The following is a 21,952-nucleotide window of genomic DNA, read 5'->3' as shown; positions in this document are numbered from 1 at the left end:
GCCATGAGGAGATCACACCCGGCGACCCTATGAGCACCCCATGACGAGCACTAGCGTCCGCCAAGCATCCTGGGCCAGACCCGGGCGTAGCCTGACCGTCATGACGCGGAGGTCGGACGGGGAGGGCGAGCCCGTCGACGTGGATCCGCGGTTCGACCCGGCGTTCCAGCGGGCCTCGGGACCAGCTCCGGCGCCGCATCCGCTGACGGGTCCGCAGGCGGGCGCCGAGGCTCCCGGTCCGTCCGCGCCCACCGGGGACCCGCAGACGCCCGGGACGCCGGCGCCGTACGTCCCCCGAGCGGCCGACCGCCCGGCCCTCGCCGGCTGGCTCGCCCCGACGCTCTGGATCCTCGCCGTCGCCTTCCCCGCCGCGGGCCTGGGCCTCCGTGCGCTCGCCGCCGGCATCGCGACCTCCATGCCGTACTCCAGCTTCGGTGACCCGCTGGGGGAGCGCTGGCTCCTCGACGCCGTGCCCCTGCTCGTGACCCTCGCGCCGGGCGTCGTCGCGGGTGGCCCGATGGCCGTGATCGCCGCGCTCGCCGTGCACGCCCTGCGCCGCCGGCCCGCCCGGGCCGCGAGCGACGACCGCGAGGCGGACGTCCCCCGCGCGTAGGCTCGACGCATGGAGCAGAGAAGCCTCGGCAGGACCCATCGGAACGTCTCGGTCATCGGACTCGGGACCTGGCAGCTCGGCGGGGACTGGGGTGACGTGGCCGAGGACGACGCGCTCGCGGTGCTCGACGCCGCGGCCGACGCCGGCATCACCTTCTTCGACACGGCCGACGTCTACGGCGACGGCCGCAGCGAGACGATCATCGGGTCCTGGCTGCGCGCGCACCCCGACGCCGGCGTCACGGTCGCCACCAAGATGGGCCGCCGCGACGCGCAGGACCCCGCGAACTTCACCCTCGACCGCTTCCGCGAGTGGACCGACCGCTCCCGCAGGAACCTCGGCGTCGACACGCTCGACCTCGTGCAGCTGCACTGCCCGCCCACGCCCGTCTTCTCGAGCGACCGCGTCTACGACGCCCTCGACGAGCTCGTCGCCGATGGGGCCATCGCCTCCTACGGCGTGAGCGTCGAGACGACCGACGAGGCCCTCCTCGCCATCGCGCGCCCCGGCGTCGCGAGCGTCCAGATCATCCTCAACGCGTTCCGCCTCAAGCCGCTCGACCGCGTGCTGCCGGCCGCCGTCGAGGCAGGGGTCGGGATCATCGCCCGCGTGCCGCTCGCCTCCGGCCTCCTCAGCGGCCGCTACACCGCGGACACGACCTTCGCCGAGACCGACCACCGCAACTTCAACCGCGGCGGCGCGGCGTTCGACGTGGGGGAGACCTTCTCGGGCGTCGACTACGACGACGGCGTCGCCGCGGCCCGCGAGTTCGCGGCCGCCGCGCACGAGGCAGCGCCCGACCTCACGCCCGCCCAGGTGGCGCTCGCCTGGATCGTGCAGCGCGAGGGCGTCTCCGCGGTGATCCCCGGCGCCCGCAACGCGGAGCAGGCCCGGGCGAACGCGCAGGCCGGCGACGCCCCCGCGCTCGGCGAGGTCTTCGAGCGCCAGGTCGCGGACGTCTACGACCGGTACTTCCGCGCCGCGGTCCACCCGCGCTGGTAGTCCCGCCAGGCACACGACGGCCCCGATCGGCTTCGCGCTGACCGGGGCCGTCGTACGTGCGGGAGGGCTACTGCAGCGAATCGCAGGCGCTTGACATCTGCGTCTTCAGCTCGTCGCTGATCGGCTGGCCGACGCCGGGCGCGATCTGATCGGCCAGGGCCGTGATCTGCTGGCCGGCCGCCGCGGCGCCGCTCTCGGTGGAGGCGGAGATCTCGGTGCCGAGGTCGCGGAACGCCTGCACGTCCGACTCCTCGAGCGTGGACTTGTCCTTCAGGCCGCACGCGATGTCGCGGGTCTTCGCGGCGATGGCCTCGCGGGATCCGGGGGCCGCGGCGTCGCCGGAGCCGGCGTCGCCCTCGGTGGCAGCCTCGGGAGTGGGGCTGGCGGCCTCGGCGGAGGGGCTCGCGGATGCGGACGGGGTCGGCGTCGCGGCGTCGTCGGCGGCCGGCGAGCTGCACCCGGCGAGCGTGAGCCCGAGGACGAGGCCGAGGCCCGCGATCCCGGCGCGCAGGCGGCGCGTGGTCAGAGGGGTCTGCTGAGAGGTCATGCCCTCACACTATCCAGCGCGAGGAGTCGTTTTTCCGCGGGGGCGGAGACTCTGGGGCGCGGATCCGGCGGGGTGCCCGAGGCGTGGCCCGACCGTCAGGTCATGACCGGGACGGGCTCCGTGTCCGGGATGGGTCCGGCGTCGCGGCCGCGGAGGTCCGGGCTGTGCCGGTGGAAGACGGCGGCGATGGCCGCGCCGACCGCGAGCAGCGCCGCCGCGACGACGAACGCGCCCTGCGCGCCCTGGGCGTCGATGACGAAGCCGGCCGCGGCGGATCCGAGCGCGGCCCCGATGAGCTGCCCGGTGCCGACCCAGCCGTACGCCTCCGCGGTGTCGCTGAAGCGGACCGACGACGAGACCACGGCGAACAGCACGGCCAGCGCCGGCGCGATGCCGACGCCCGCGAGGAAGAGGAAGACCGACAGCCAGACGACGTTCATCGAGACGGCCGCGACCGCCGTGCCGACGAGGATGATCGCCATGCGCCTGGCCATGGCCCACGGGCTGATGGGGATGTGGCCGAGCGAGAGGCCGCCGATGAGCGAGCCGACCGCGAAGATCGCGAGGACGAAGCCGGCCTCGGGGCCGCCGTGCCCGAACACGGCGACGACGCCCGCCTCGATGGCGGCGCACGCCGCGATGAGCAGGAAGCCGACGACGGTGCTGAGGAGCACGGGCGGCCGCCCCAGGACCACGCCGAAGCGGCGCTTGCTGCGCGGGATGCGGACCCGGCCGAGCTCGGGGGAGGAGATGAACCACGCGCCGCCGCCGACGAGGAAGGCGGCCGCCACGAGGATCCCGGCGCTCGTGTCCACCTGGATGGCGAGGAACGTCGCGATGACGGGGCCGAGCACCCAGATGATCTCCTGCGCCGACGCGTCGAGGGAGAAGAGGGGCGTGAGCTGCTTGGAGTTGACCATCTTCGGGTAGATGGTGCGGACCGCCGGCTGGACCGGCGGGTTGGCGAGACCCGCGACGAGCCCGAGCACCATGAACACGGGGACGGACGTGCTCTCGTCGCCGAGCGCCACCGCGACGACGGCGACCGTGCAGACGACCGACGTGAGGATGAGCACCGGTCGCATGCCCCACACGCCCATCCAGCGGCTGGTGAGGGGGCCCGCGACGGCCTGGCCGATGCTCGTCGCGGCGAGCACGAGGCCCGCGGCGCCGTACGACTCGTGGATCCGCTCGACGTGCATGAGGAACGCCAGCGAGAGCATGCCGCCCGGGAAGCGCGCCACGAGCTGGGCGGCGATGATCCGGCCCACGCCGCGGGTCTTGAGGAGGCTTCCGTACGTGCTCACGAGGGTCAGATCCTACCGGCCGGACGGCCTGCTCCCGCAGCGCCGGGCGCCACCGGACAGCGATGTCGGCGGCGCTCCGTAGCCTGTGGAACCTGTGGACAAGTCCGCGGAGTTGTCCACACCTGTGGACGACACGCCCACTACATATGGGGTTGGGCCCGGCCGGGTGCCCGCATATATAGTGATGGGACGGCGGGCAACCCCATCGTCCTGGCTCCGCGGAGCAGGGCGGACGAGGGCTCGCCGAGCATTTCCCCTGGTGAGGACCAGGGCTGGTGAGACGCAGGCGACGGGCACGTCCCGCACCGCGTCACCGCCGACCGCAGGACAGTCCGCCGCCGATCAGCGCGGACGATGAAGACGACGAGGAGCAGAGTGTCCATCACCGTAGTGAAGCGCGACGGCACGCGGGAGCCGTACGACGCGAACCGCATCAACCTGGCCATCGAGGACGCGACGCAGGGCCTCGACGAGAACATCGGCTGGGTCACGCAGATCGCGTCCGAGCTGGAGATCACCCTCTTCGACGGGATCACCACGCAGCAGCTGGATGAGGCCGTCATCCAGGTCGCGCTCCAGAACGTGAAGGACGACCCGGCGTTCGACACCGTCGCCGCGCGCCTGCTCCTCAAGACCATCTACAAGCGCGTCCTCGGCGACTACTCGTCGCCCGAGGAGCTCAAGCGCCTCCACGCGGAGCACTTCGCCCGCAACATCCAGCGCGGCGTCGACGAGATGCTCCTCGACTCCCGCCTCGTGCAGCTGTTCGACCTGGAGCGCCTCGCCCAGGCCCTCGAGCCCGCGCACGACGAGCTGCTCAAGTACATCGGCGTCGTCACGCTGAACAACCGCTACGGCATCAAGGGCCGCAACGGCGACGCCCTCGAGGTGCCCCAGTACTTCTGGATGCGCATCGCGATGGGCCTCACGCTCAACGAGCAGAACCCCACCGAGACGGCCATCGCCTTCTACGAGAAGATGTCGAAGCTCGAGTACCTCGCGGCCGGCTCCACCCTCGTCAACGCGGGCACCATCTACCCGCAGCTCGCGAACTGCTTCGTCATGGAGATGCAGGACGACATCGAGCACATCGCGAAGACCACGCGCGACGTCATGTGGCTCACCAAGGGCACGGGCGGCATCGGCCTCTCCGTCTCCAAGCTGCGCGCGCAGGGCTCGCCCATCCGCTCGAACAACACCACCTCCACGGGCCCGATCCCGTTCATGCACACCATCGACTCGGTGCTCCGCGCCGTCAGCCGCGGCGGCAAGAAGTTCGGCGCCCTGTGCTTCTACATGGAGAACTGGCACCTCGACTTCCCCGAGTTCCTCGACCTGCGCCAGAACTCGGGCGACCCGTACCGCCGCACCCGCACCGCCAACACGGCCGTGTGGATCAGCGACGAGTTCATGAAGCGCGTGCAGAACGACGACGACTGGTACCTCTTCGACCCGCTGGAGGTCTCCGACCTCAACGAGCTGTACGGCAAGGCCTTCTCGGAGCGCTACGCGTTCTACGTCGGCGAGGCCGAGGCCGGTCGCATCCGGATGTTCAAGCGCATCAAGGCGCGCGAGCAGTTCAAGTCGATCCTCATCTCGCTCCAGACCACCAGCCACCCGTGGCTCACCTGGAAGGACACGATCAACAACCGCGCCCTGAACAACAACACGGGCACGATCCACCTCTCGAACCTCTGCACCGAGATCACGCTGCCGCAGGACGAGGACAACGTCTCCGTCTGCAACCTGGCGTCGATCAACCTGTCGCAGCACTTCGCCGACGGCAAGGTCGACTTCGCGAAGATCGAGCAGAGCGCGCGCCTCGCGGTGCGCCAGCTCGACAACCTCATCGACATCACGCGCTCCAGCGTGAAGGAGGCGGACTTCTCCAACCAGCAGAACCGCGCGGTGGGCCTCGGCGTCATGGGCTTCACCGACATCGTGGAGAAGCTCGGCTTCTCGTACGAGTCGGAGGAGTCGTACGACCTGATCGACGAGATCATGGAGCACGTCTCCTACGCGGCCATCGACGAGTCGGCGGATCTCGCGAAGGAGCGCGGCGCGTACCCGAACTTCGAGGGCTCCCGCTGGTCGGAGGGCCTCGTGCCGCTCGACTCGATCGCGCTCATGGAGGCGGACCGCGGCGTGCCCGTCAAGGTCAACCGCACCACGCGCCTCGACTGGGACGCGCTGCGCGCCAAGGTCAAGGGCGGCATGCGCAACGCGACGCTCATGGCGATCGCGCCCACCGCCTCCATCGGCCTCGTCGCCGGCACCACGCCCGGCCTCGACCCGCAGTTCTCGCAGATCTTCAGCCGCTCCACCTCCTCGGGCAAGTTCCTCGAGGTCAACCGGAACCTGGTGAAGGACCTCCAGGAGCTCGGCATCTGGGAGACCGTGCGCGAGAACATCCTGCGCAGCCAGGGCGACATCCAGAACATCGCCGCCATCCCCGACCACGTCAAGGCCACGTACCGCACGAGCTTCCAGCTCTCGCCGTACGCGTTCCTCGAGGTCGCGGCGCGCGCGCAGAAGTGGATCGACCAGGCCATCAGCCGCAACATGTACCTCGAGACGCGCGACCTCGGCGACATGATGGACATCTACTTCGCCGGCTGGGAGCGCGGGGTCAAGACCACGTACTACCTGCACATGAAGCCGCGTCACACGGCCGAGCAGTCGACCGTGAAGGTCGACAAGTCGCAGGACGCCGACGGCACCAAGCGCAAGGGCTTCGGCGGATTCGGCGGCGGCGCACCCGCTGTCGCGCCCGCGGCGGCTCCCGCATCCACCGCGACCGCGGAGGCCCCGGCCCCGCAGTCCGCCCCGTCGCCCCGCAAGGGCTTCGGCTTCGGCGGAGTGGGAGGTGCACGCTGATGAACGACGACACGTTCGGCGACTACGTCGTCCCCATGGACCCCATGGACGAGCTCCAGTGCGACTCCTGCCAGTAGGCAGGTTCGCCGTCGCGGTGAACGCAGCCGCCCCCACCCGCACGACCCGTAACGCAGCGCGAAAGTAGAGACACCAATGTCGAAGATCCTCGGCACGGGAATCCAGGAGGGCCTCCTCCTCAAGCCCGTCAACTACCAGTGGGCCATGGACCTGTACGACCAGGCCGTCGCCAACACGTGGTTCCCCAACGAGATCCAGCTCGGCGAGGACATCGCGGACTTCAAGAAGATGACGGACGAGGAGCGCCACGCGATCACGTTCCTCATGAGCTACTTCAACCCGAACGAGCTCCTGGTGAACAAGGCGCTGGCGTTCGGCGTCTACCCCTACATCAACGCGCCGGAGTGCCACCTCTACCTGGCGAAGCAGATGTGGGAGGAGGCGAACCACTGCATGTCGTTCGAGTACGTCCTGGAGACGTTCCCGATCGACCGCGAGGCCGCGTACAACTCCCACGTCGACATCCCGTCGATGGCGCGCAAGGAGGAGTTCGAGGTCAAGTTCATCAAGCGCATGACCGAGCAGACCCTCGACATCACCACCACCGAGGGCAAGAAGGACTTCGTCCGGAACCTCGTCGCGTACAACGTGATCCTCGAGGGGATCTGGTTCTACTCGGGCTTCATGGTGTCGCTGTCGTTCCGCCAGCGGAACCTGCTGCGCAACTTCGGCTCGCTCATGGACTGGATCGTGCGCGACGAGTCGCTGCACCTCAAGTTCGGGATCAACCTCATCCTCACGGTGCTCGAGGAGAACCCCGACCTGCAGACGGAGGAGTTCGCCGCCGAGATCAAGCAGATGATCCTCGACGCCGTCGAGATGGAGGAGCAGTACAACCGCGACCTCCTGCCGAACGGGATCCTCGGCCTCAACGCGAACTACATCAACCAGTACGTGAAGTACCTGGCCGACCGCCGCCTGGAGGAGCTCGGCTTCGAGGCCGAGTACAAGGTCTCCAACCCGGCGAAGTGGATGGCGACGGCGAACGACACGCTGCAGCTCGTCAACTTCTTCGAGTCGACCAACACGTCGTACGAGTCGAACGCGTCGGCCACCGTCGGCGCCAAGTAGGACCGCACCACCTGCCGCGGGAGACCGCGGCACCGCACCATCGACGCCGCCCGCGCCGCGCATCCACCCGGATGCCGGTGCGGGCGTCGTCATGCCCGCGCCGGCATCCGGTCGGGCCCGGAGGAAGAGGGAGCATGACCGAGGAGCAGGCCGGGACCCGGCACGTCGCGCGCGACGGACGGGCGTACCGCACCGAGGTGGTCGGCTGGGACGACCCGCGCGGGGCGCGGATCCGAGCGGCCATGGAGGCCGAGATGGACGTGCGGTACGAGGGGCGGCACGCCGACGACCCCGACTGGCCCGCGAAGGCGGCCGTCGCGTTCGCGTTCGACCCGGCCGACGTCGAGGCGGTCGTGCTGCTCGTCCTCGACGGGGACGACCGGGACGCGGCGGCGCACGGCGTCATCCGGCACCTCGGCGACGAGCTGGAGCTCAAGAAGGTGGTCGTGGATCCGGCGCACCGCGGCACCGGGCTCTCGCGGGTGCTCATGGCGGAGCTGGAGCGCGTGGCGCGGGAGCGCGGCGCGCGTCGGCTGATCCTGCAGACGGGGGACCGGCAGCCGGACGCGATCCAGCTCTACGCGACCGCGGGATGGTTGCCGATCGACGTGTACCCGCCGTACATCCCCGTGACGAACTCGGTCTGCTTCGAGAAGCCGCTGCGCTGACACGGGCCGGGCCGCGGGGCCTGCGAGCATGGGGTGATGGGGATCCTCATCACGCCGACCGAGCTCGACCACGCCCTCCGCACCCGGGACGACGTGCGCGTGATCGACGTCCGCTGGTCGCTCGGCGGTCCTCCCGGCCGGCCGCTGCACGAGGCCGGGCACATCCCGGGCGCCGTGTACGCGGATCTCGACACCGAGCTCGCCGGGCACGGCGCGCCCGAGGAGGGGAGGCACCCGCTGCCCGCGACGGCGGACCTCGAGCGGGCGGCGCGTGCCTGGGGGATCCGGCAGGGCGACACGGTCGTCGTGCACGACGGCGGCGGCAACACGGCGGCCGCGCGCGCGTGGTGGCTGCTGCGCGACGCCGGGATCGCCGACGTGCGGATCCTCGACGGCGCGCTGCCCGCGTGGGTCGCGGCGGGGCTGCCGCTGGCGGCCGGCTCCACCGCGCCCGAGCCCGGCGACGTGACGCTCACCCGCGGCAGCCTCCCGACGCTGGACGAGGATGCGGCGGCCGGCCTCGCGCGCACCGGGGCGCTCCTCGACGCCCGGGCGGGGGAGCGGTACCGCGGCGAGGTCGAGCCGGTGGATCCGCGCGCCGGCCACATCCCGGGCGCCGTGAGCGCGCCGACCGTCGAGAACCTCGACGCGGACGGCGCGTTCCTGTCGTCGGAGGCGCTGCGCGAGAGGTACGCGGCCCTCGGGATCCGGCCGGGCGACGCGGTGGGCGTGTACTGCGGTTCCGGGGTCACGGCCGCGCACGAGGTCGCGGCGCTCGCCATCGCCGGGATCGATGCGGCGCTGTACCCGGGCTCGTGGTCGGCCTGGTCGAACCGGCCGGAGCGGCCGGTCGCGACGGGCGCGGAGCCGGGCGGGGTCTGACCGCGGGTCAGCCGAGGAGGCGCTCCAGCTCGTCGGCCAGGTCCGCGATCGGGCGCCGGCCGTCGAGCTCGACATCAGCCGACCGGCGGAGCAGGGGCTCCACCTCCCGCGTGTGCCGGCGGATCTCCTCCCGCTCGACGGGATCCTTCCCGTAGTCGTTCCCGGTGCGCGCGGCCACGCGGGCGAGGAGGACGTCGAGAGGCGCGCTCAGGAGCACGACGCGCGCGAAGCGATCGCGGAACGCGCCCTGGTTCTCGACGGTGCCCGAGATGACGATGCGCGGCTCGCGGTCGAGGAGACGGGTCATCCGGGCATCGTCCCATCGGCCGTCCGGCAGGGTCCAGCCGTCGTGGTCGGTGTCGAGCGTGCGGTGCCCTCGCCTGGCTAGCTCGCCGAGGAGCGTCGACTTCCCGGCGCCGGACATGCCGGTGAGGAGGATCCGCGTCATGCGTCGACGGTACGCGGCGGCGGGTGCCGTTGGTCGACCGGTGTCAATCACTGGTTGACGTCGCGAGATGTCAACAATAGGTTGACGGCATGGCAGACAAGCAGGAGATCATCCGCGACGGGCTCACCTCGATCATGGCGGGGTTGGAGCCGGACATCGGCAAGGACCTCGACCACGACCCGGACGCGTACCTCCGCCTCGTCCAAGCGGCGACGGACATCTCCATGGAGGCCGGCGACTCCCTCCGCGAGGCCGTCGTCTCCGCGCGGGCCGCGGGAGTGAGCTGGGAGCGCATCGGCGACGTGCTGCGCATCTCGCGTCAGGCGGCGCAGCAGAGGTTCGGGGGACCGACCCCGCCCGCCGACACGTCGGTCTGGAGGATGAAGCCGGTGACCGCGTTCACCGAGATGGAGAAGCTCGACGAGGCCGGGAGGCACGGGTGGCACTCCGTCGGGTTCGGGACGCTGTACCACGACCTCGTGCGCTCCGATCAGCGGTGGGAGCACCGGCGGGTGAGCATGTTCTCCTCGCATCATGCGCTGGAGGCGGCGGGCTGGACGCGGATCGGCACGATGTGGATCCCGTGGGCGTACTACGCCAGGCCCACCGGCGAGCCCGCCCTGCCCGATCCCGTCCAGCCAGGCAGCTGACGCCCGGCGCCTCAGCCCGCGAGCACCTTGCGGATCCGCTGCAGCGACACCGGCTCCGCCGTCGGCAGGTGCTGGGCGAAGAGGCTGAGGCGCAGCTCCTCCAGCATCCAGCGCGCGTGCACGAGCGACTCCGGCGCGTGCGGCGCGGACGGGATGACGCCGCCGGCCTCGCGGTAGAGGTCGGTCGCCTTCTGCACCTCCGTCATCCACGCGCGGTCGCGCGCGGGCTGGTCGGGCAGGCGCTGGACGCGGTGGGTGAGGCCGGAGAGGTAGGCAGGCAGGCGCTGGAGCCGGGCGAGACCGGTCGCCGACACGAAGCCCGGGTGCACGAGCCCGGCGAGCTGCTCGCGGGCGTCGGTGAGCGCGCCGATCAGCTGCATGCTCGTCGCGGCCTTGATGGCGCGCTCGGCGTCGCGCGCGCCCGTGAGGATCCGGTTCACGAGCGCCACCGTGTCGAACATCGAGTCCATGACGACGCCCGAGACGCGGTCGCGCGCCGTCTCGAACAGCTCCTTGGAGTAGATCGCGCCGCCGGGGGCCACGCGCTCGAGCACCTGGTCGATCGCGGCGAGCAGGCAGTCGTCGAAGAGCGCCTGCACGTTCGGGTACGGGCTCGTCGCGAGCATCAGCTTCTCCTGGCTCGTGAGGTGCTGCTTCACGTACGCCGAGGGGTTCGCGATGGCGAGCACGAGCAGGCGCCGCACGCCGCCGGGCATGGCGCGGGCCTGGTCCTCCGCGGTCGCCATGAGGCGGATCGCGACGGTGGAACCCTCGTCGACGAGCGCGGGGTAGGCGCGGATGACGTGCCGGCTGTCGCCCGTGCCGCCCTGCGCGGTGTCGACGAAGCGCGGCAGCTCGTCGAGGTCCCACGTGGTGAGGCCGGTGCGCTCCATGCCGCGCGTGGCGGATCCGGATGCGCCCGCGACGCGCTCGACGGGACGAGCCGTCGCGCGGGCGACGCTGTCGCGGGCGCGGCTGGAGAGCCGGGCCTGCAGCTCGGTGAGGTCGCGGCCGGCGGCGACCTCGCGGCCGCGCTCGTCGACCACGCGGAACGCCATGCGGAGGTGGGCGGGGATCCGGTCGAGGTCGAAGTCGTCGTCGGCGACGCGCACGTGCGCCTTCCGCATGATGAGGCCCGCGATCGTGGTGGTGAACGCGACCGGGTGCTGCGGATCTGGCTCGGGCAGCCCCTCGAGGAGACGGTCGGCCCAGTCGGCGGCGGGCACGACGTTCTTGCGCAGCGCCTTGGGGAGGGCCTTGATCATGGCGGTCACGAGGTCGCGCCGCATGCCCGGCACCTGCCAGTCGAAGCCGGCGGGGCTGAGGCGCGCGAGGAGCGCGAGCGGCACCTGCACGGTCACGCCGTCGTCGGGCGCGCCCGGCTCGAAGCGGTAGGTGAGCGAGAGGCGCTGGTCGCCCTGCTGCCAGGTGGGCGGGAACGCGGCTTCGTCGACGTCCACCGCGTCCTCCGCGAGGAGCTCCTCGGCGGTCATGGTGAGGAGCTCCGGCGTCTCCTGCCGCTGCTTCTTCCACCAGCCCTCGAAGGCGCGCGTGGAGGCGACGTCGCGCGGGAGCCGCTTGTCGTAGAACTCGAACACGGCCTCGTCGTCGTTGAGGATGTCGCGGCGGCGCGTGCGCTCCTCGACCTCGGCGAGCTCCTCGCGCAGCTTCCGGTTGGCGCGGTCGAACGCCTGCTGCGACTCCCAGTCGCCCTCGACGAGCGCGTGCCGGATGAAGAGCTCGCGCGCGTACGCGGGATCGATGCGGGAGAACTGCACGCGGCGCTTCAGGATGATCGGCACGCCGTAGAGCGTCACGCGCTCCCATGCCACGGTCGCGCCCTGCTTCTTCTCCCAGTGCGGCTCGCTGTGGGTGCGCTTGACGAGCCCGCCCGCGATCGGCTCGGCCCACGCCGGGTCGATGGCCGCGTTGGTGCGCGCGAACAGGCGGCTGGTCTCCACGAGCTCGGCGCTCATGATCGCGTCGGGCTGCTTCTTCGCGAGCGCGGATCCGGGGAACACGACGAAGCGCGACTGGCGCGCGCCCACGTAGTCCTTCTTCTGCGCGTCCTTCAGTCCGATGTGGCTGAGGAGGCCCGCGAGCAGCGACTTGTGGATCCCGTCCGGGTCGGCCTTCGGCTCGTTCATCTGCAGGTCGAGCGGGCGGGCGAGCTGGCGCAGCTGCCGGAAGACGTCCTTCCACTCGCGCACGCGCACGTAGTTGAGGAACTCGGCCTTGCACATCCGACGGAACGCGCTCGAGGAGAGCTCGGCCTCCTTCTCCTCGAGGTGGTTCCAGAGGTTGAGGAGCGTGATGAAGTCGCTCGCGGGATCCACGAAGCGCGCGTGCTGCTGGTCGGCCTGCGGGCGCTTCTCGAGCGGCCGCTCGCGGACGTCCTGGATGGTGAGGCCGGCCACGATGATCATGACCTCGCGGCTCACGCCGTGCTTGCGCGACTCGACGACCATGCGCGCGAACCGCGGGTCGATCGGCAGGCGCGACAGGTCGCGGCCCACCTTCGTGAGGGCGGGCGTGCCGTCGGGGGAGCGGACGACCGCGCCCAGCTCCGTGAGCAGGTCGACGCCGTCCTTGATGCCGCGCGAGTCCGGCGGCTGGAGGAACGGGAACGCGGCGATGTCGCCGAGGCCGAGCGAGACCATCTGCAGGATGACGGCCGCGAGGTTCGTGCGCAGGATCTCCGGCTCGGTGAACTCGGGGCGGCGGGCGAAGTCCTCCTCGGAGTACAGGCGGATCGCGATGCCGTCGCTCGTGCGGCCGGAGCGGCCGGAGCGCTGGTTCGCGGAGGCCTGCGAGATCGCCTCGATGGGGAGCCGCTGCACCTTCGAGCGCACGGAGTAGCGGGAGATGCGCGCGGTGCCGGCGTCGATCACGTACTTGATGCCGGGAACGGTGAGGCTCGTCTCGGCGACGTTGGTGGCGAGCACGATGCGTCGGCGCACGCCCGCCTGCGTGGACGGCTGGAAGACGCGGTGCTGGTCGGCGGACGAGAGCCGGCCGTAGAGCGGCAGCACCTCGGTGTGCGGGAGGTTCCTGCTCCGGATCGCGTCCTCGGCGTCGCGGATCTCGTTCTCGCCGCTGAGGAAGACGAGCACGTCGCCCGAGGACTCGGCGGCGAGCTCATCCAGCGCGGCGTTGATCCCCTCGAGGAAGTCGCGATCGTCGGCCGGGCGCTCCATGGGCGCGTCGGCGAGGTCGTCGTCCTCGCCCGCGACGGCGGCCTCCGCGACGAGCGGGCGATACCGGATCTCCACCGGGTACGTGCGCCCGGAGACCTCCACGATGGGCGCGTCGCCGAAGTGCTTCGAGAAGCTCTGCGGGTCGATGGTGGCCGACGTGATGATGAGCTTGAGGTCGGGCCGGCGCGGCAGCAGCTGCTTGAGGTAGCCGAGCAGGAAGTCGATGTTGAGGCTGCGCTCGTGGGCCTCGTCGATGATGATCGTGTCGTACTTCTTGAGCAGCCGGTCGCGCTGGAGCTCGTTGAGCAGGATCCCGTCGGTCATGAGCTTGATGCGGGTGTCGGACGATACCTTGTCGGTGAAGCGCACCTGGTAGCCGACGAGCTGGCCGACCTCGCCGCCGAGCTCCTCCGCGATGCGCTCCGAGATGGTGCGCGCGGCGAGCCGGCGGGGCTGCGTGTGGCCGATGCTCTCGCGGCCGAGCTCGAGGCAGATCTTCGGCAGCTGCGTCGTCTTGCCCGAGCCGGTCGCGCCCGCGACGATGACGACCTGGTTGTCGCGGATGGCGTCGGCGATCTCGTCCCGCATCCGGCTGACGGGGAGCTCGGGCGGGTACGCGATGCTGAATTCCATGCTGGTTTGAGTCTATCCGCGGGGCGCCGCCCCTCCCCGTGGCCGCGGCCCGGAGGTAGCGTCGGGGAAAGGCGCCGGGCACATCACGGCGCGCGGGTCGCAGTCGCCGCCCGAGTCGACGACGACCGACGGGATCCGCCCATGAGCTCCGACACGCCCCTCCAGCCCGAGCACGAGCAGCCGCACGGCGGGTTCTCCACCGTCTCGGTCGCCGCGATCCTCGCCGAGTCCGCCGAACGGCACGCCGACCGGGTCGCCGTGGTCGTCGGCGACGTCTCCACCACCTACCGCGAGCTCTGGGACGAGACGCGCGCCTACGCCGGCGCCCTCCGCGACCGCGGGGTGGGGGAGGGGACGCGCGTCGCGATGCTCATCCCGAACGTCGCCGACTTCCCGCGCGTCTACTACGCGGTGCTCGCGCTCGGCGGCGTGGTCGTGCCCGTGCACGCGCTGCTGAAGAGCGAGGAGATCGCGTACGTGCTGCGCGACTCCGGATCCACGCTCATGGTCTGCGCCGGCCCCCTGCTCGAGCAGGGCGCGAGGGGTGCCGCGCTCGCGGAGGTGCCCGTGATCAGCGTGCTCGTGCCGGCCGCCACCGAGGGCGGGCCCGACCGGCTGGAGGAGCTCGCGCGGGCCGCGACGCCCATCCGCACCTACGTGCCGCGTCGGCCGTCGGACACCGCGACGATCCTCTACACGTCCGGCACCACCGGCCAGCCGAAGGGCGCGGAGGGCAGCCACCTGGCGCTCGTGATGCAGGTCGACGTGCTCATCCTCGACACCTTCGACCTGCGTGCGGGCGACCGGATCCTCGGCTGCCTGCCCCTGTTCCACACCTTCGGGCAGACCTGCACCATGAACGCGTCGTTCCGGGCCGGCGCGACCATCGTGATGGTGCCCCGCTTCGACGGCGACACCGCGCTCGCGCTCATGGTCGAGCACGAGACGCAGGTGTTCATGGGCGTGCCCACCATGTACTTCGCGCTGCTCGCGGCCGCCGCCCGGAACCCCGCGCGCCCGTCCCTGCGCTACGCCATCTCGGGCGGCGCCGCGATCCCCGTGGCCGTCATCGACGCGTTCCGCGAGCAGTTCGACGCCGAGATCCACGAGGGCTACGGCCTCACGGAGACCTCGCCCGTCGCGTCGTTCAACCACGTCGGCGTGCCTGCCCGGCCCGGCACCGTCGGGAAGCCGATCTGGGGCGTGCAGATCGAGATCGCCGACCCCGAGCACGAGGACCGCGTGGAGCTCGTCGAGCGGGGCACGCTCGGCGAGATCGTGATCCGCGGCCACAACCTCATGAACGGGTACCTGCACCGCCCCGAGGACACGGCCCGCGCGGTCGTCGACGGCTGGTTCCGCTCGGGCGACCTCGGCACCATCGACGAGGACGGCTACATCCGCGTCGTCGACCGGACGAAGGACATGATCCTGCGCAACGGCTACAACGTGTACCCGCGCGAGGTCGAGGAGGTGCTCGCCCGGCACGAGGCCGTCGCGCAGTGCGCCGTGTTCGGCGTGCCGCACGAGGAGCACGGGCAGGAGATCGTCGCGGCGATCGTGCCGAAGGCGGACGCCATGGTCGACGCGGCGGAGGTCGTCGCGTACATGAAGGAGCGCATCGCGTCGTACAAGTACCCGCGGCGGGTCGAGGTGGTCGAGGCGCTGCCGCTCGGGCCGAGCGGCAAGATCCTCAAGCGGACGCTCGTCGAGCGGTTCGGCGCGTGAGCGGCGGCGACCTCCGCAGCCCCATCCCGTCGGTCGCCATGGGCGACGGCGTCCCCATCCCGCAGTTCGGCGTCGGCACCTACAAGGTGTCAGATCCCGACGCCGAGCGGATCGTCTCGGAGGCGCTCGAGGTCGGCTACCGGCACATCGACACCGCGGCCATGTACGGCAACGAGGAGGGCGTCGGGCGGGCGATCCGCGCGTCCGGGATCCCTCGCGACGAGCTCTTCGTCACCACCAAGGTCTGGAACGACGACCACGGGCGCGACCGGGCGGCAGAGGCGATGCGCCGCAGCCTCGACCGGCTGGGCCTGCCCGCGGTCGACCTGATCCTCATCCACTGGCCCGCCGCCGAGCGCGGCCTCTACGTGGAGACGTGGGAGGCGCTCGCCCAGGCGCGCCAGGAGGGGCTGACCCGCTCCATCGGCGTATCCAACTTCCTCGTCCCGCACCTCGAGGCGCTGGATGCCGCCGGGCTGCCCGCGCCCGCGGTGGACCAGATCGAGCTGCACCCGCGGCACCAGCAGCGCGCGACGACCGCGTACCTCGCGGAGCACGGGATCGCGGTGCAGGCGTGGAGCCCGCTCGCGCGCGGCGCCGTCGCGGACGCGCCGGTGGTGCGCGACGCCGCCCGCGCGCACGACCGCACGGATGCGCAGGTCGTGCTCCGCTGGCACGTGCAGCGCGGCACGATCGTCTTCCCGAAGACCACACGGCGCGCGCGCCTGGTCGAGAACGCGGACGTGTTCGACTTCGCGCTGACCGACGAGGAGATGGCCGGGATCACCGCGCTCGAGGCCGCCGGACGCGTCGGCAGCCATCCGGATCAGGTCGTCTAGCCGACCGCTCCCCAGCGGCACGGAGGCGTCACCTCGGCCGGGTACGGTGTCCGTCATGTCCCAGCACCGCATCCGCACGCGCCTCAAGTCCGTGGTCTCCCGGGGCGTCGCGCCCCTCGGCGGCCATGCGGGCGGCGCGTCCCGGGCGCGCGCCGAGCGGGAGGATCCGGCGGAGCAGTCGGGCGCGCGCCGCCCGAGCCTCGTCGACAACGGCGTCTACGTCGACGGCTGCCGCGTCGCCTCGCCCGCCACCCTCGCCGACACGTTCCGCGAGCTCGACGAGCGGCCCGACGCGATGGCGTGGATCGGCCTCTACCGCCCCACGGTCGAGGAGCTGCAGGCGCTCGCCGAGGAGTTCGACCTGCACGAGCTCGCGGTGGAGGACGCGGTGCAGGCCCACCAGCGGCCCAAGACCGAGCGGTACAGCTCCACCCTCTTCACCGTGCTGCGCGCGGCCCGCTACGTGGACGACCGCGAGGAGGTGGAGTTCGGCGAGCTGCACGTGTTCCTCGGCCGCAACTTCGTGATCACCGTGCGGCACGCGGAGTCGCCCGATCTCTCGGCCATCCGCACGCGCATGCAGGAGCGGCCCGAGCTGCTCACCCACGGCCCGCAGTCGGTGCTGTACGCGATCCTCGACGCCGTCGTCGACGGGTACGCGCCCGTCGTCACCGGCCTCGCGAACGACATCGACGAGATCGAGGACCAGGTGTTCGACGGGGATCCGGCCGTGTCCCGCCGCATCTACGAGCTCAGCCGCGAGGTCATCGACTTCCAGCGCGCGGTGCGCCCGCTCGGCGGCATGCTCCAGCAGCTGCAGGCGGGATCCGGCAAGTACGAGGTGAGCGAGGACCTGCAGCAGGCGCTCCGCGACGTGGCCGACCACGTCATCGTCGTGAACGAGCGGGTGGAGGAGTTCCGCGTGCTGCTGCGCGACATCCTCACTGTGAACTCGACGCTCGTCGGCCAGCGCCAGAACGAGGAGATGCGGGAGCTCAGCGAGTCGAGCAACCGGCAGAGCGTGGAGACCCGCAAGATCTCCGGCTGGGCGGCCATCCTCTTCGCGCCCACGCTCGTCTCGAGCGTCTACGGCATGAACTTCGACATCATGCCGGAGCTGCACTGGGAGTGGGGCTACCCCTTCTCCCTGGTGCTGATGCTCGGCGTGAGCGGCGTGCTCTACGGCATCTTCCGCAAGCGCGACTGGATCTGACGCCCGATCGGTCGCCCGGTCCCGTCGAGCGACCCGCGCGTAGCGTGGACGCATGCCCAACCGCCTCGCCGACGCCGTCAGCCCGTACCTCCTCAGCCACGCGGACAACCCGGTCGACTGGCGACCGTGGGGTCCCGAGGCGTTCGCGGAGGCGGCCCGACGCGACGTGCCGGTGCTCGTCTCCGTCGGCTACTCGACCTGCCACTGGTGCCACGTGATGGCGCGCGAGACGTTCTCGGATCCCGCGCTCGCCTCGCGTCTCAACGACGGTTTCGTCGCGATCAAGGTCGACCGCGAGGAGCACCCCGAGGTCGACGCGGCGCTGATCACCGCGGCCGGCGCCTTCACGGACCAGCTCGGCTGGCCCCTCAACGTGTTCACGACGCCCGAGGGCCGCACCTTCCACGCGGGCACCTACTCGCCGCCCGAGCCGCGTGCCGGGCACCCGTCGTTCCGCCAGGTGCTCGACGCCGTCGCCGACGCCTGGACGACCCGCCGCGACCAGGTCGAGCAGGGCGCGGGGCAGCTGAGCCAGGCGATCCGGGAGGCCTCGGAGCGCGGATCCGTCGCGTCGCCGCTCCCCGACGCCGCCGCGCTCGACCGGGTCGCCGCCGAGCTGGCCGCGTTCGAGGACGCGGAGCACGGCGGGTTCGGATCCGCACCCAAGTTCCCCGTCGCGCCTGTGGTGCTGCTGCTCGACACGCTCGCGACCTCGGGCGCCCTCGCGCCCGAGCGCGCCGCGGCGACGGGCGCGCTCGTACGGCGCACGCTCGACGCGATAGCTGGATCCGACCTGCGCGATCCCGTGGAGGGCGGCTTCTTCCGCTACTCCACGCGCCGCGACTGGTCCGAGCCGCACTACGAGCGGATGCTCTACGACAACGCGCTGCTCCTCGACGCGTACGCGCGGGCCGGGGACGAGGAGGTCGCGGCGGGCATCGCGGCGTTCCTCACCGGCACGCTGCGGCGCGCGTCCGGCGGGTTCGCGTCGGCGCAGGACTCCGAGAGCACGGTCGCCGGGCGCCGCGTCGAGGGCGGCTACTACGTGCTCGACGCCGCCGGGCGCGCGGCCGAGGAACCGCCGGCCGTCGACGGCAAGGTGCTCACCGGCTGGAACGGGCTCGCGATCGGCGCGCTCGCCCGGGCGGGCCGCGCGTTCGGACGCGGGGAGTGGATCGACGCGGCCCGCGGCGCCGCCGACATGCTGCTCGCGGAGCACGTGCGCGCCGACGGGTCGCTCGTGCGGGCCTCGATCGACGGCCGCGTCTCGCCCGCCGTCGCGACGCTCGAGGACCACGGGATGCTCGCCGACGGGCTCCTCGCGCTGGCGCTCGCGACGGGCGAGGTCGGCTACGCGGTGCGGGCGCGGGGGATCGTGGACGCGCTCATCGCCGCCGCGGACGCAGCCGCGGATGCCGCCGCCGGGCAGCCCGGACCGGGGGAGCCGCAGCGCGGCGCCGCGGGGTTCCGGGTGCCGACGGGTGCGGATCCGGTGCTCGCGGGCTTCGGCCTCGACCTCGCGTCCGACCCCTCCGAGGGTGCGTACCCGTCCGGCCTCACGGCTGCGTCGTCGGCCGCGCGCGTGCTCGGGCGGCTGACGGCGGATCCGCGCTACGAGCGGGCGGCCCGCGCCGCGCTCGCGACGGTCGCCGCGGGCGGGGCGAGCCGACCGATCGCGTTCGGCGGCGCGCTCGAGCAGGCGGCGGCGATCGAGGCGGCCGGGCGGCAGCTCGTCGTCGTGCTGCCCGACCAGGCGGAGGCCGGCGACGACCCGCTCGCCGCGATCGCGCACGCGCTGATCCGCCCGCCGCACGTGTCGCTGGTGGTCACGGAGACGGCCGCGCGCGCCTGGGCCGATGCGGGCTTCGAGCTGCTCGCGGACCGCGTCGCCGGATCCACCGCCACCGCCTACCTGTGCGCCGACTTCGTCTGCCGCCTCCCGGTGACGACGGCCGACGCGCTGCGGGCGCAGCTGGCCGACGGGGCCTGACCCCCTAGCCGACCACGTCCTCCCCGTGCGCCAGGATCCGCTCGAGCTCGGCCAGCTGACGCGGCGACGGATCCACGAGCGGCGCCCGCACGGATCCCACGGGCACCCCGCCCAGCCGCAGACCCGCTTTGATGAGAGACACCGCGAACCCGGGCGTCTCGTCGCGCAGGCGCACGAGCGGCGTGAAGAACTCGTCGAGGAGGAAGCGCTGCCGCTCGAGGTCGTCGGCGCGGTAGGCGGCGTGGAACGCGCTCGCGATGCGCGGCGCCATCGCGAACACGGCCGACGAGTACAGCGGCACGCCGATCGCCCGGTACGCGGCCTGGCTCGACTCCGCCGTGAGGAGCCCGTTGAAGAACTGCACGTCGTCGCGTCCGGCCCGGCGGGCGGCGAGCACGAAGCGCTGGAACAGGGCCACGTCGCCCGCGCCGTCCTTGATCCCGGCCAGCGTCGGCAGCGCGAGGAGCCGCTCGACCGTGTCCTCCGTGAACTGCGCCTGGCCGCGGTGGTAGGCGATGAGCGGCAGCGGCGTCGCGCGGGCGACGGCTTCGACGTAGGCGGCGAGGCCCTCCTGCGGGCCGGCGACGAGGTACGGCGGCAGCACGAGGATGCCGTCGGCGCCGAGCTCGGTGGCCAGCTGCGCGCAGCGGCGCGCGTGCCCGAGGGGTCCGCCGACCCCCGCGATGACGAGGTGGCGGCCGCCCGCCGCGGACACCCCGGCGCGCACGGCCTGCGCGTACTCGTCGATGTCGAGCGCGTGGAACTCGCCCGTGCCGCAGGCGACGAACGCGGCGCCGGCGCCCTGGTCGAGGCCGTGGGACACGTGCGCGGCGAGCACGTCGACGTCCACGCGGTCTGCCTGGTCGAACGGCGTGACCGGGAAGAAGAGCACGCCCTCGAACGGCGGCAGGAGGCCGGTGGATGCGGGAGCCGGGGCGGTGGCGGGGTGGGCGGCGGTGTCGGTCGTCGTCATCAGAACCTCGGGAGGGTGGGGTCGTAGGCGGGCTGGATGGCCTGCATGTAGCCGGAGTCGTCGCGCGCGGTGCGTCCCGACTCGACGTACACGAGGTGCTGGCGGTCGAGCGCGGCGTGGTCGAGCTCGACGCCGAGCCCGGGGCCGGTCGGCACGGCGACGGATCCGCCGACGATCTCGAGCGCGCCCGGCACGATCACGTCGTCGCCGCGGTTCCACGGGTAGTGCGTGTCGCAGGCGTACGCGAGCTCGGGGCTGGCCGCGGCGACGTGCGTCATGGCGGCGAGCGAGATCCCGAGGTGCGAGTTGGAGTGCATCGAGAGGCCCACGCCGAAGGTGCGGCAGATGGCCGCGAGCTCCCGGGTGTGCGCGAGCCCGCCCCAGTAGTGGTGGTCGGAGAGCACGATCTGCACGGCGTCCTTCGCGAACGCCTCCCGGATCTGCTCGAACGTGACGACGCACATGTTCGTGGCGAGCGGCTGCGGCAGCTCGGCGGCGACGCGCGCCATCCCGTCGATGCCGAGCACCGGATCCTCGAGGTACTCGAGCACGCCGTCGAGCTCGGCCGCCACGCGCACGGCCGTCTCGTGGGTCCACGCGCCGTTCGGGTCGATGCGCAGCGGGTGCGTCGGGAACGCCTCGGCCAGCGCGCGGATCGCGGCGACCTCCTCGTCGGGCGGGAAGACGCCGGCCTTGAGCTTGATGGATCCGAAGCCGTACCGGTCGATGAGGAGGCGCGCCTGTGCGACGATGCCGGCCGGATCGAGCGCCTCGCCGAACGCGTCGGGCTCGGCGCCCGGGTGCGCCGCCCACTTGTAGAAGAGGTACGCGCTGTACGGGACCCGGTCGCGCACGCGCCCGCCGAGCAGCTCGCTCACGGGCAGCCCGGTGATGCGGCCCCACGCGTCGTGCGCGGCCACGTCGATCATCGAGAACACGACGCGGCGCTCCTGCCGGCTGAGCGGTCCGGCGTCCCCGCCGAGCGCGGCGTCCACCGCCCGCTCGATGCCGTGCAGGTCGGTGACGCGGAGGCCGACGATCGCGTCCCGCACCGACGCGACGCGCGCGGCCACGACGGCGCCGCCCTGTCCCTCGCCGAGGCCGACGACCCCGCCGTCCACGACGAGCTCGACGATCGTGCGGAGCGCGAGGGGCTCGTGCACGCCGTCGGCGTTGAGCAGGGGCGGGTCGCGGAAGGCGATGGGGGTGACGACGAGGTCGTGGATGATCATGGTG

The 21,952-nt window shown here is 72.2% G+C and carries 17 protein-coding genes; 11 read left to right on the top strand and 6 right to left on the bottom strand.

From position 1 onward, the window contains the following. Positions 1 to 100 precede the first annotated feature (100 nt). Together KYT88_RS12565 and KYT88_RS12560 are read left to right on the top strand one after the other, a co-directional pair. Positions 101 to 613: a hypothetical protein gene (locus KYT88_RS12565; protein WP_237583672.1), complete on the top strand. Its 513-nt coding sequence runs from the start codon at positions 101 to 103 to the stop codon at positions 611 to 613. Positions 614 to 622: 9 nt separating this feature from the next. Continuing rightward, complete coding sequence (locus KYT88_RS12560) at positions 623 to 1,615, top strand: aldo/keto reductase (RefSeq protein WP_043583330.1); 993 nt, start codon at positions 623 to 625, stop codon at positions 1,613 to 1,615. Positions 1,616 to 1,682: 67 nt separating this feature from the next. On the opposite strand, the gene KYT88_RS12555 is transcribed toward KYT88_RS12560, so the two are convergent. Together KYT88_RS12555 and KYT88_RS12550 are read right to left on the bottom strand one after the other, a co-directional pair. Next, on the bottom strand, positions 1,683 to 2,162 hold the full coding sequence (locus tag KYT88_RS12555) for a hypothetical protein (RefSeq protein ID WP_043583332.1): 480 nt from the start codon (positions 2,160 to 2,162) through the stop codon (positions 1,683 to 1,685). Between the two features lie 95 nt (positions 2,163 to 2,257). After that, complete coding sequence (locus KYT88_RS12550; protein ID WP_043583334.1) at positions 2,258 to 3,469, bottom strand: MFS transporter; 1,212 nt, start codon at positions 3,467 to 3,469, stop codon at positions 2,258 to 2,260. A 375-nt stretch (positions 3,470 to 3,844) separates the two neighbouring features. On the opposite strand from KYT88_RS12550, the gene KYT88_RS12545 reads away from it, so the two are divergent. From KYT88_RS12545 to KYT88_RS12530, 4 genes are all read left to right on the top strand, one after another. Next, on the top strand, positions 3,845 to 6,346 hold the full coding sequence (locus KYT88_RS12545; protein ID WP_043583336.1) for a ribonucleoside-diphosphate reductase subunit alpha: 2,502 nt from the start codon (positions 3,845 to 3,847) through the stop codon (positions 6,344 to 6,346). A 153-nt stretch (positions 6,347 to 6,499) separates the two neighbouring features. Then, a complete protein-coding gene (locus KYT88_RS12540) occupies positions 6,500 to 7,495 on the top strand; it encodes a ribonucleotide-diphosphate reductase subunit beta (protein ID WP_012039117.1) in 996 nt (331 codons plus the stop codon). A gap of 134 nt (positions 7,496 to 7,629) precedes the next feature. Next, positions 7,630 to 8,163, top strand: coding sequence for a GNAT family N-acetyltransferase (locus KYT88_RS12535; RefSeq protein ID WP_043583338.1), 534 nt, complete (start codon positions 7,630 to 7,632; stop codon positions 8,161 to 8,163). Between the two features lie 36 nt (positions 8,164 to 8,199). After that, positions 8,200 to 9,045 (top strand): sulfurtransferase, encoded by an 846-nt coding sequence (locus KYT88_RS12530; protein ID WP_043583340.1) that lies wholly within the window; start codon positions 8,200 to 8,202, stop codon positions 9,043 to 9,045. A 7-nt stretch (positions 9,046 to 9,052) separates the two neighbouring features. Here the strand turns inward: KYT88_RS12530 and KYT88_RS12525 are convergent, their stop codons facing one another. After that, complete coding sequence (locus tag KYT88_RS12525; RefSeq protein WP_043583342.1) at positions 9,053 to 9,493, bottom strand: shikimate kinase; 441 nt, start codon at positions 9,491 to 9,493, stop codon at positions 9,053 to 9,055. Positions 9,494 to 9,582: 89 nt separating this feature from the next. Here KYT88_RS12525 and KYT88_RS12520 point away from each other — a divergent pair, with 89 nt between their 5' ends. Continuing rightward, the gene (locus KYT88_RS12520) at positions 9,583 to 10,143 is read left to right on the top strand and encodes a hypothetical protein (protein ID WP_043583344.1); all 561 of its coding nucleotides are present in this window, start codon (positions 9,583 to 9,585) and stop codon (positions 10,141 to 10,143) included. Between the two features lie 11 nt (positions 10,144 to 10,154). On the opposite strand, the gene hrpA is transcribed toward KYT88_RS12520, so the two are convergent. Then, a complete protein-coding gene (gene hrpA / locus KYT88_RS12515) occupies positions 10,155 to 13,973 on the bottom strand; it encodes an ATP-dependent RNA helicase HrpA (protein ID WP_043583346.1) in 3,819 nt (1,272 codons plus the stop codon). A 141-nt stretch (positions 13,974 to 14,114) separates the two neighbouring features. Between hrpA and KYT88_RS12510 the strand changes: the two genes are divergently transcribed. From KYT88_RS12510 to KYT88_RS12495, 4 genes are read left to right on the top strand one after another with little or no spacing between them, the layout of a single operon-like run. Further along, on the top strand, positions 14,115 to 15,701 hold the full coding sequence (locus KYT88_RS12510; RefSeq protein WP_043583348.1) for a long-chain-fatty-acid--CoA ligase: 1,587 nt from the start codon (positions 14,115 to 14,117) through the stop codon (positions 15,699 to 15,701). Continuing rightward, entirely contained in the window at positions 15,698 to 16,540 is an 843-nt protein-coding gene (locus tag KYT88_RS12505) for an aldo/keto reductase (RefSeq protein WP_043583351.1), read from the top strand. The genes KYT88_RS12510 and KYT88_RS12505 overlap by 4 nt, the downstream gene beginning before the upstream one ends. A 46-nt stretch (positions 16,541 to 16,586) precedes the next feature. Next, on the top strand, positions 16,587 to 17,753 hold the full coding sequence (locus tag KYT88_RS12500; RefSeq protein WP_043583352.1) for a magnesium and cobalt transport protein CorA: 1,167 nt from the start codon (positions 16,587 to 16,589) through the stop codon (positions 17,751 to 17,753). Between the two features lie 52 nt (positions 17,754 to 17,805). Then, a complete protein-coding gene (locus KYT88_RS12495; RefSeq protein WP_237583671.1) occupies positions 17,806 to 19,743 on the top strand; it encodes a thioredoxin domain-containing protein in 1,938 nt (645 codons plus the stop codon). A gap of 4 nt (positions 19,744 to 19,747) precedes the next feature. On the opposite strand, the gene KYT88_RS12490 is transcribed toward KYT88_RS12495, so the two are convergent. Then, positions 19,748 to 20,716, bottom strand: coding sequence for a 5-dehydro-4-deoxyglucarate dehydratase (locus tag KYT88_RS12490; protein WP_237583670.1), 969 nt, complete (start codon positions 20,714 to 20,716; stop codon positions 19,748 to 19,750). Beyond that, positions 20,716 to 21,948 carry an enolase C-terminal domain-like protein gene (locus KYT88_RS12485; RefSeq protein ID WP_043583356.1) on the bottom strand — a complete coding sequence of 411 codons (1,233 nt, stop codon included), beginning with the start codon at positions 21,946 to 21,948 and terminating at the stop codon, positions 20,716 to 20,718. The genes KYT88_RS12490 and KYT88_RS12485 overlap by 1 nt, the downstream gene beginning before the upstream one ends. Positions 21,949 to 21,952 lie beyond the last annotated feature (4 nt).

The sequence above is a fragment of the Clavibacter sp. A6099 genome, assembly GCF_021919125.1.
Taxonomy (GTDB): Bacteria; Actinomycetota; Actinomycetes; order Actinomycetales; family Microbacteriaceae; genus Clavibacter; species Clavibacter seminis.
The sequence above is the reverse complement of the archived record's forward strand: the minus strand, read 5'-3'. Positions and strand labels throughout refer to the sequence as shown.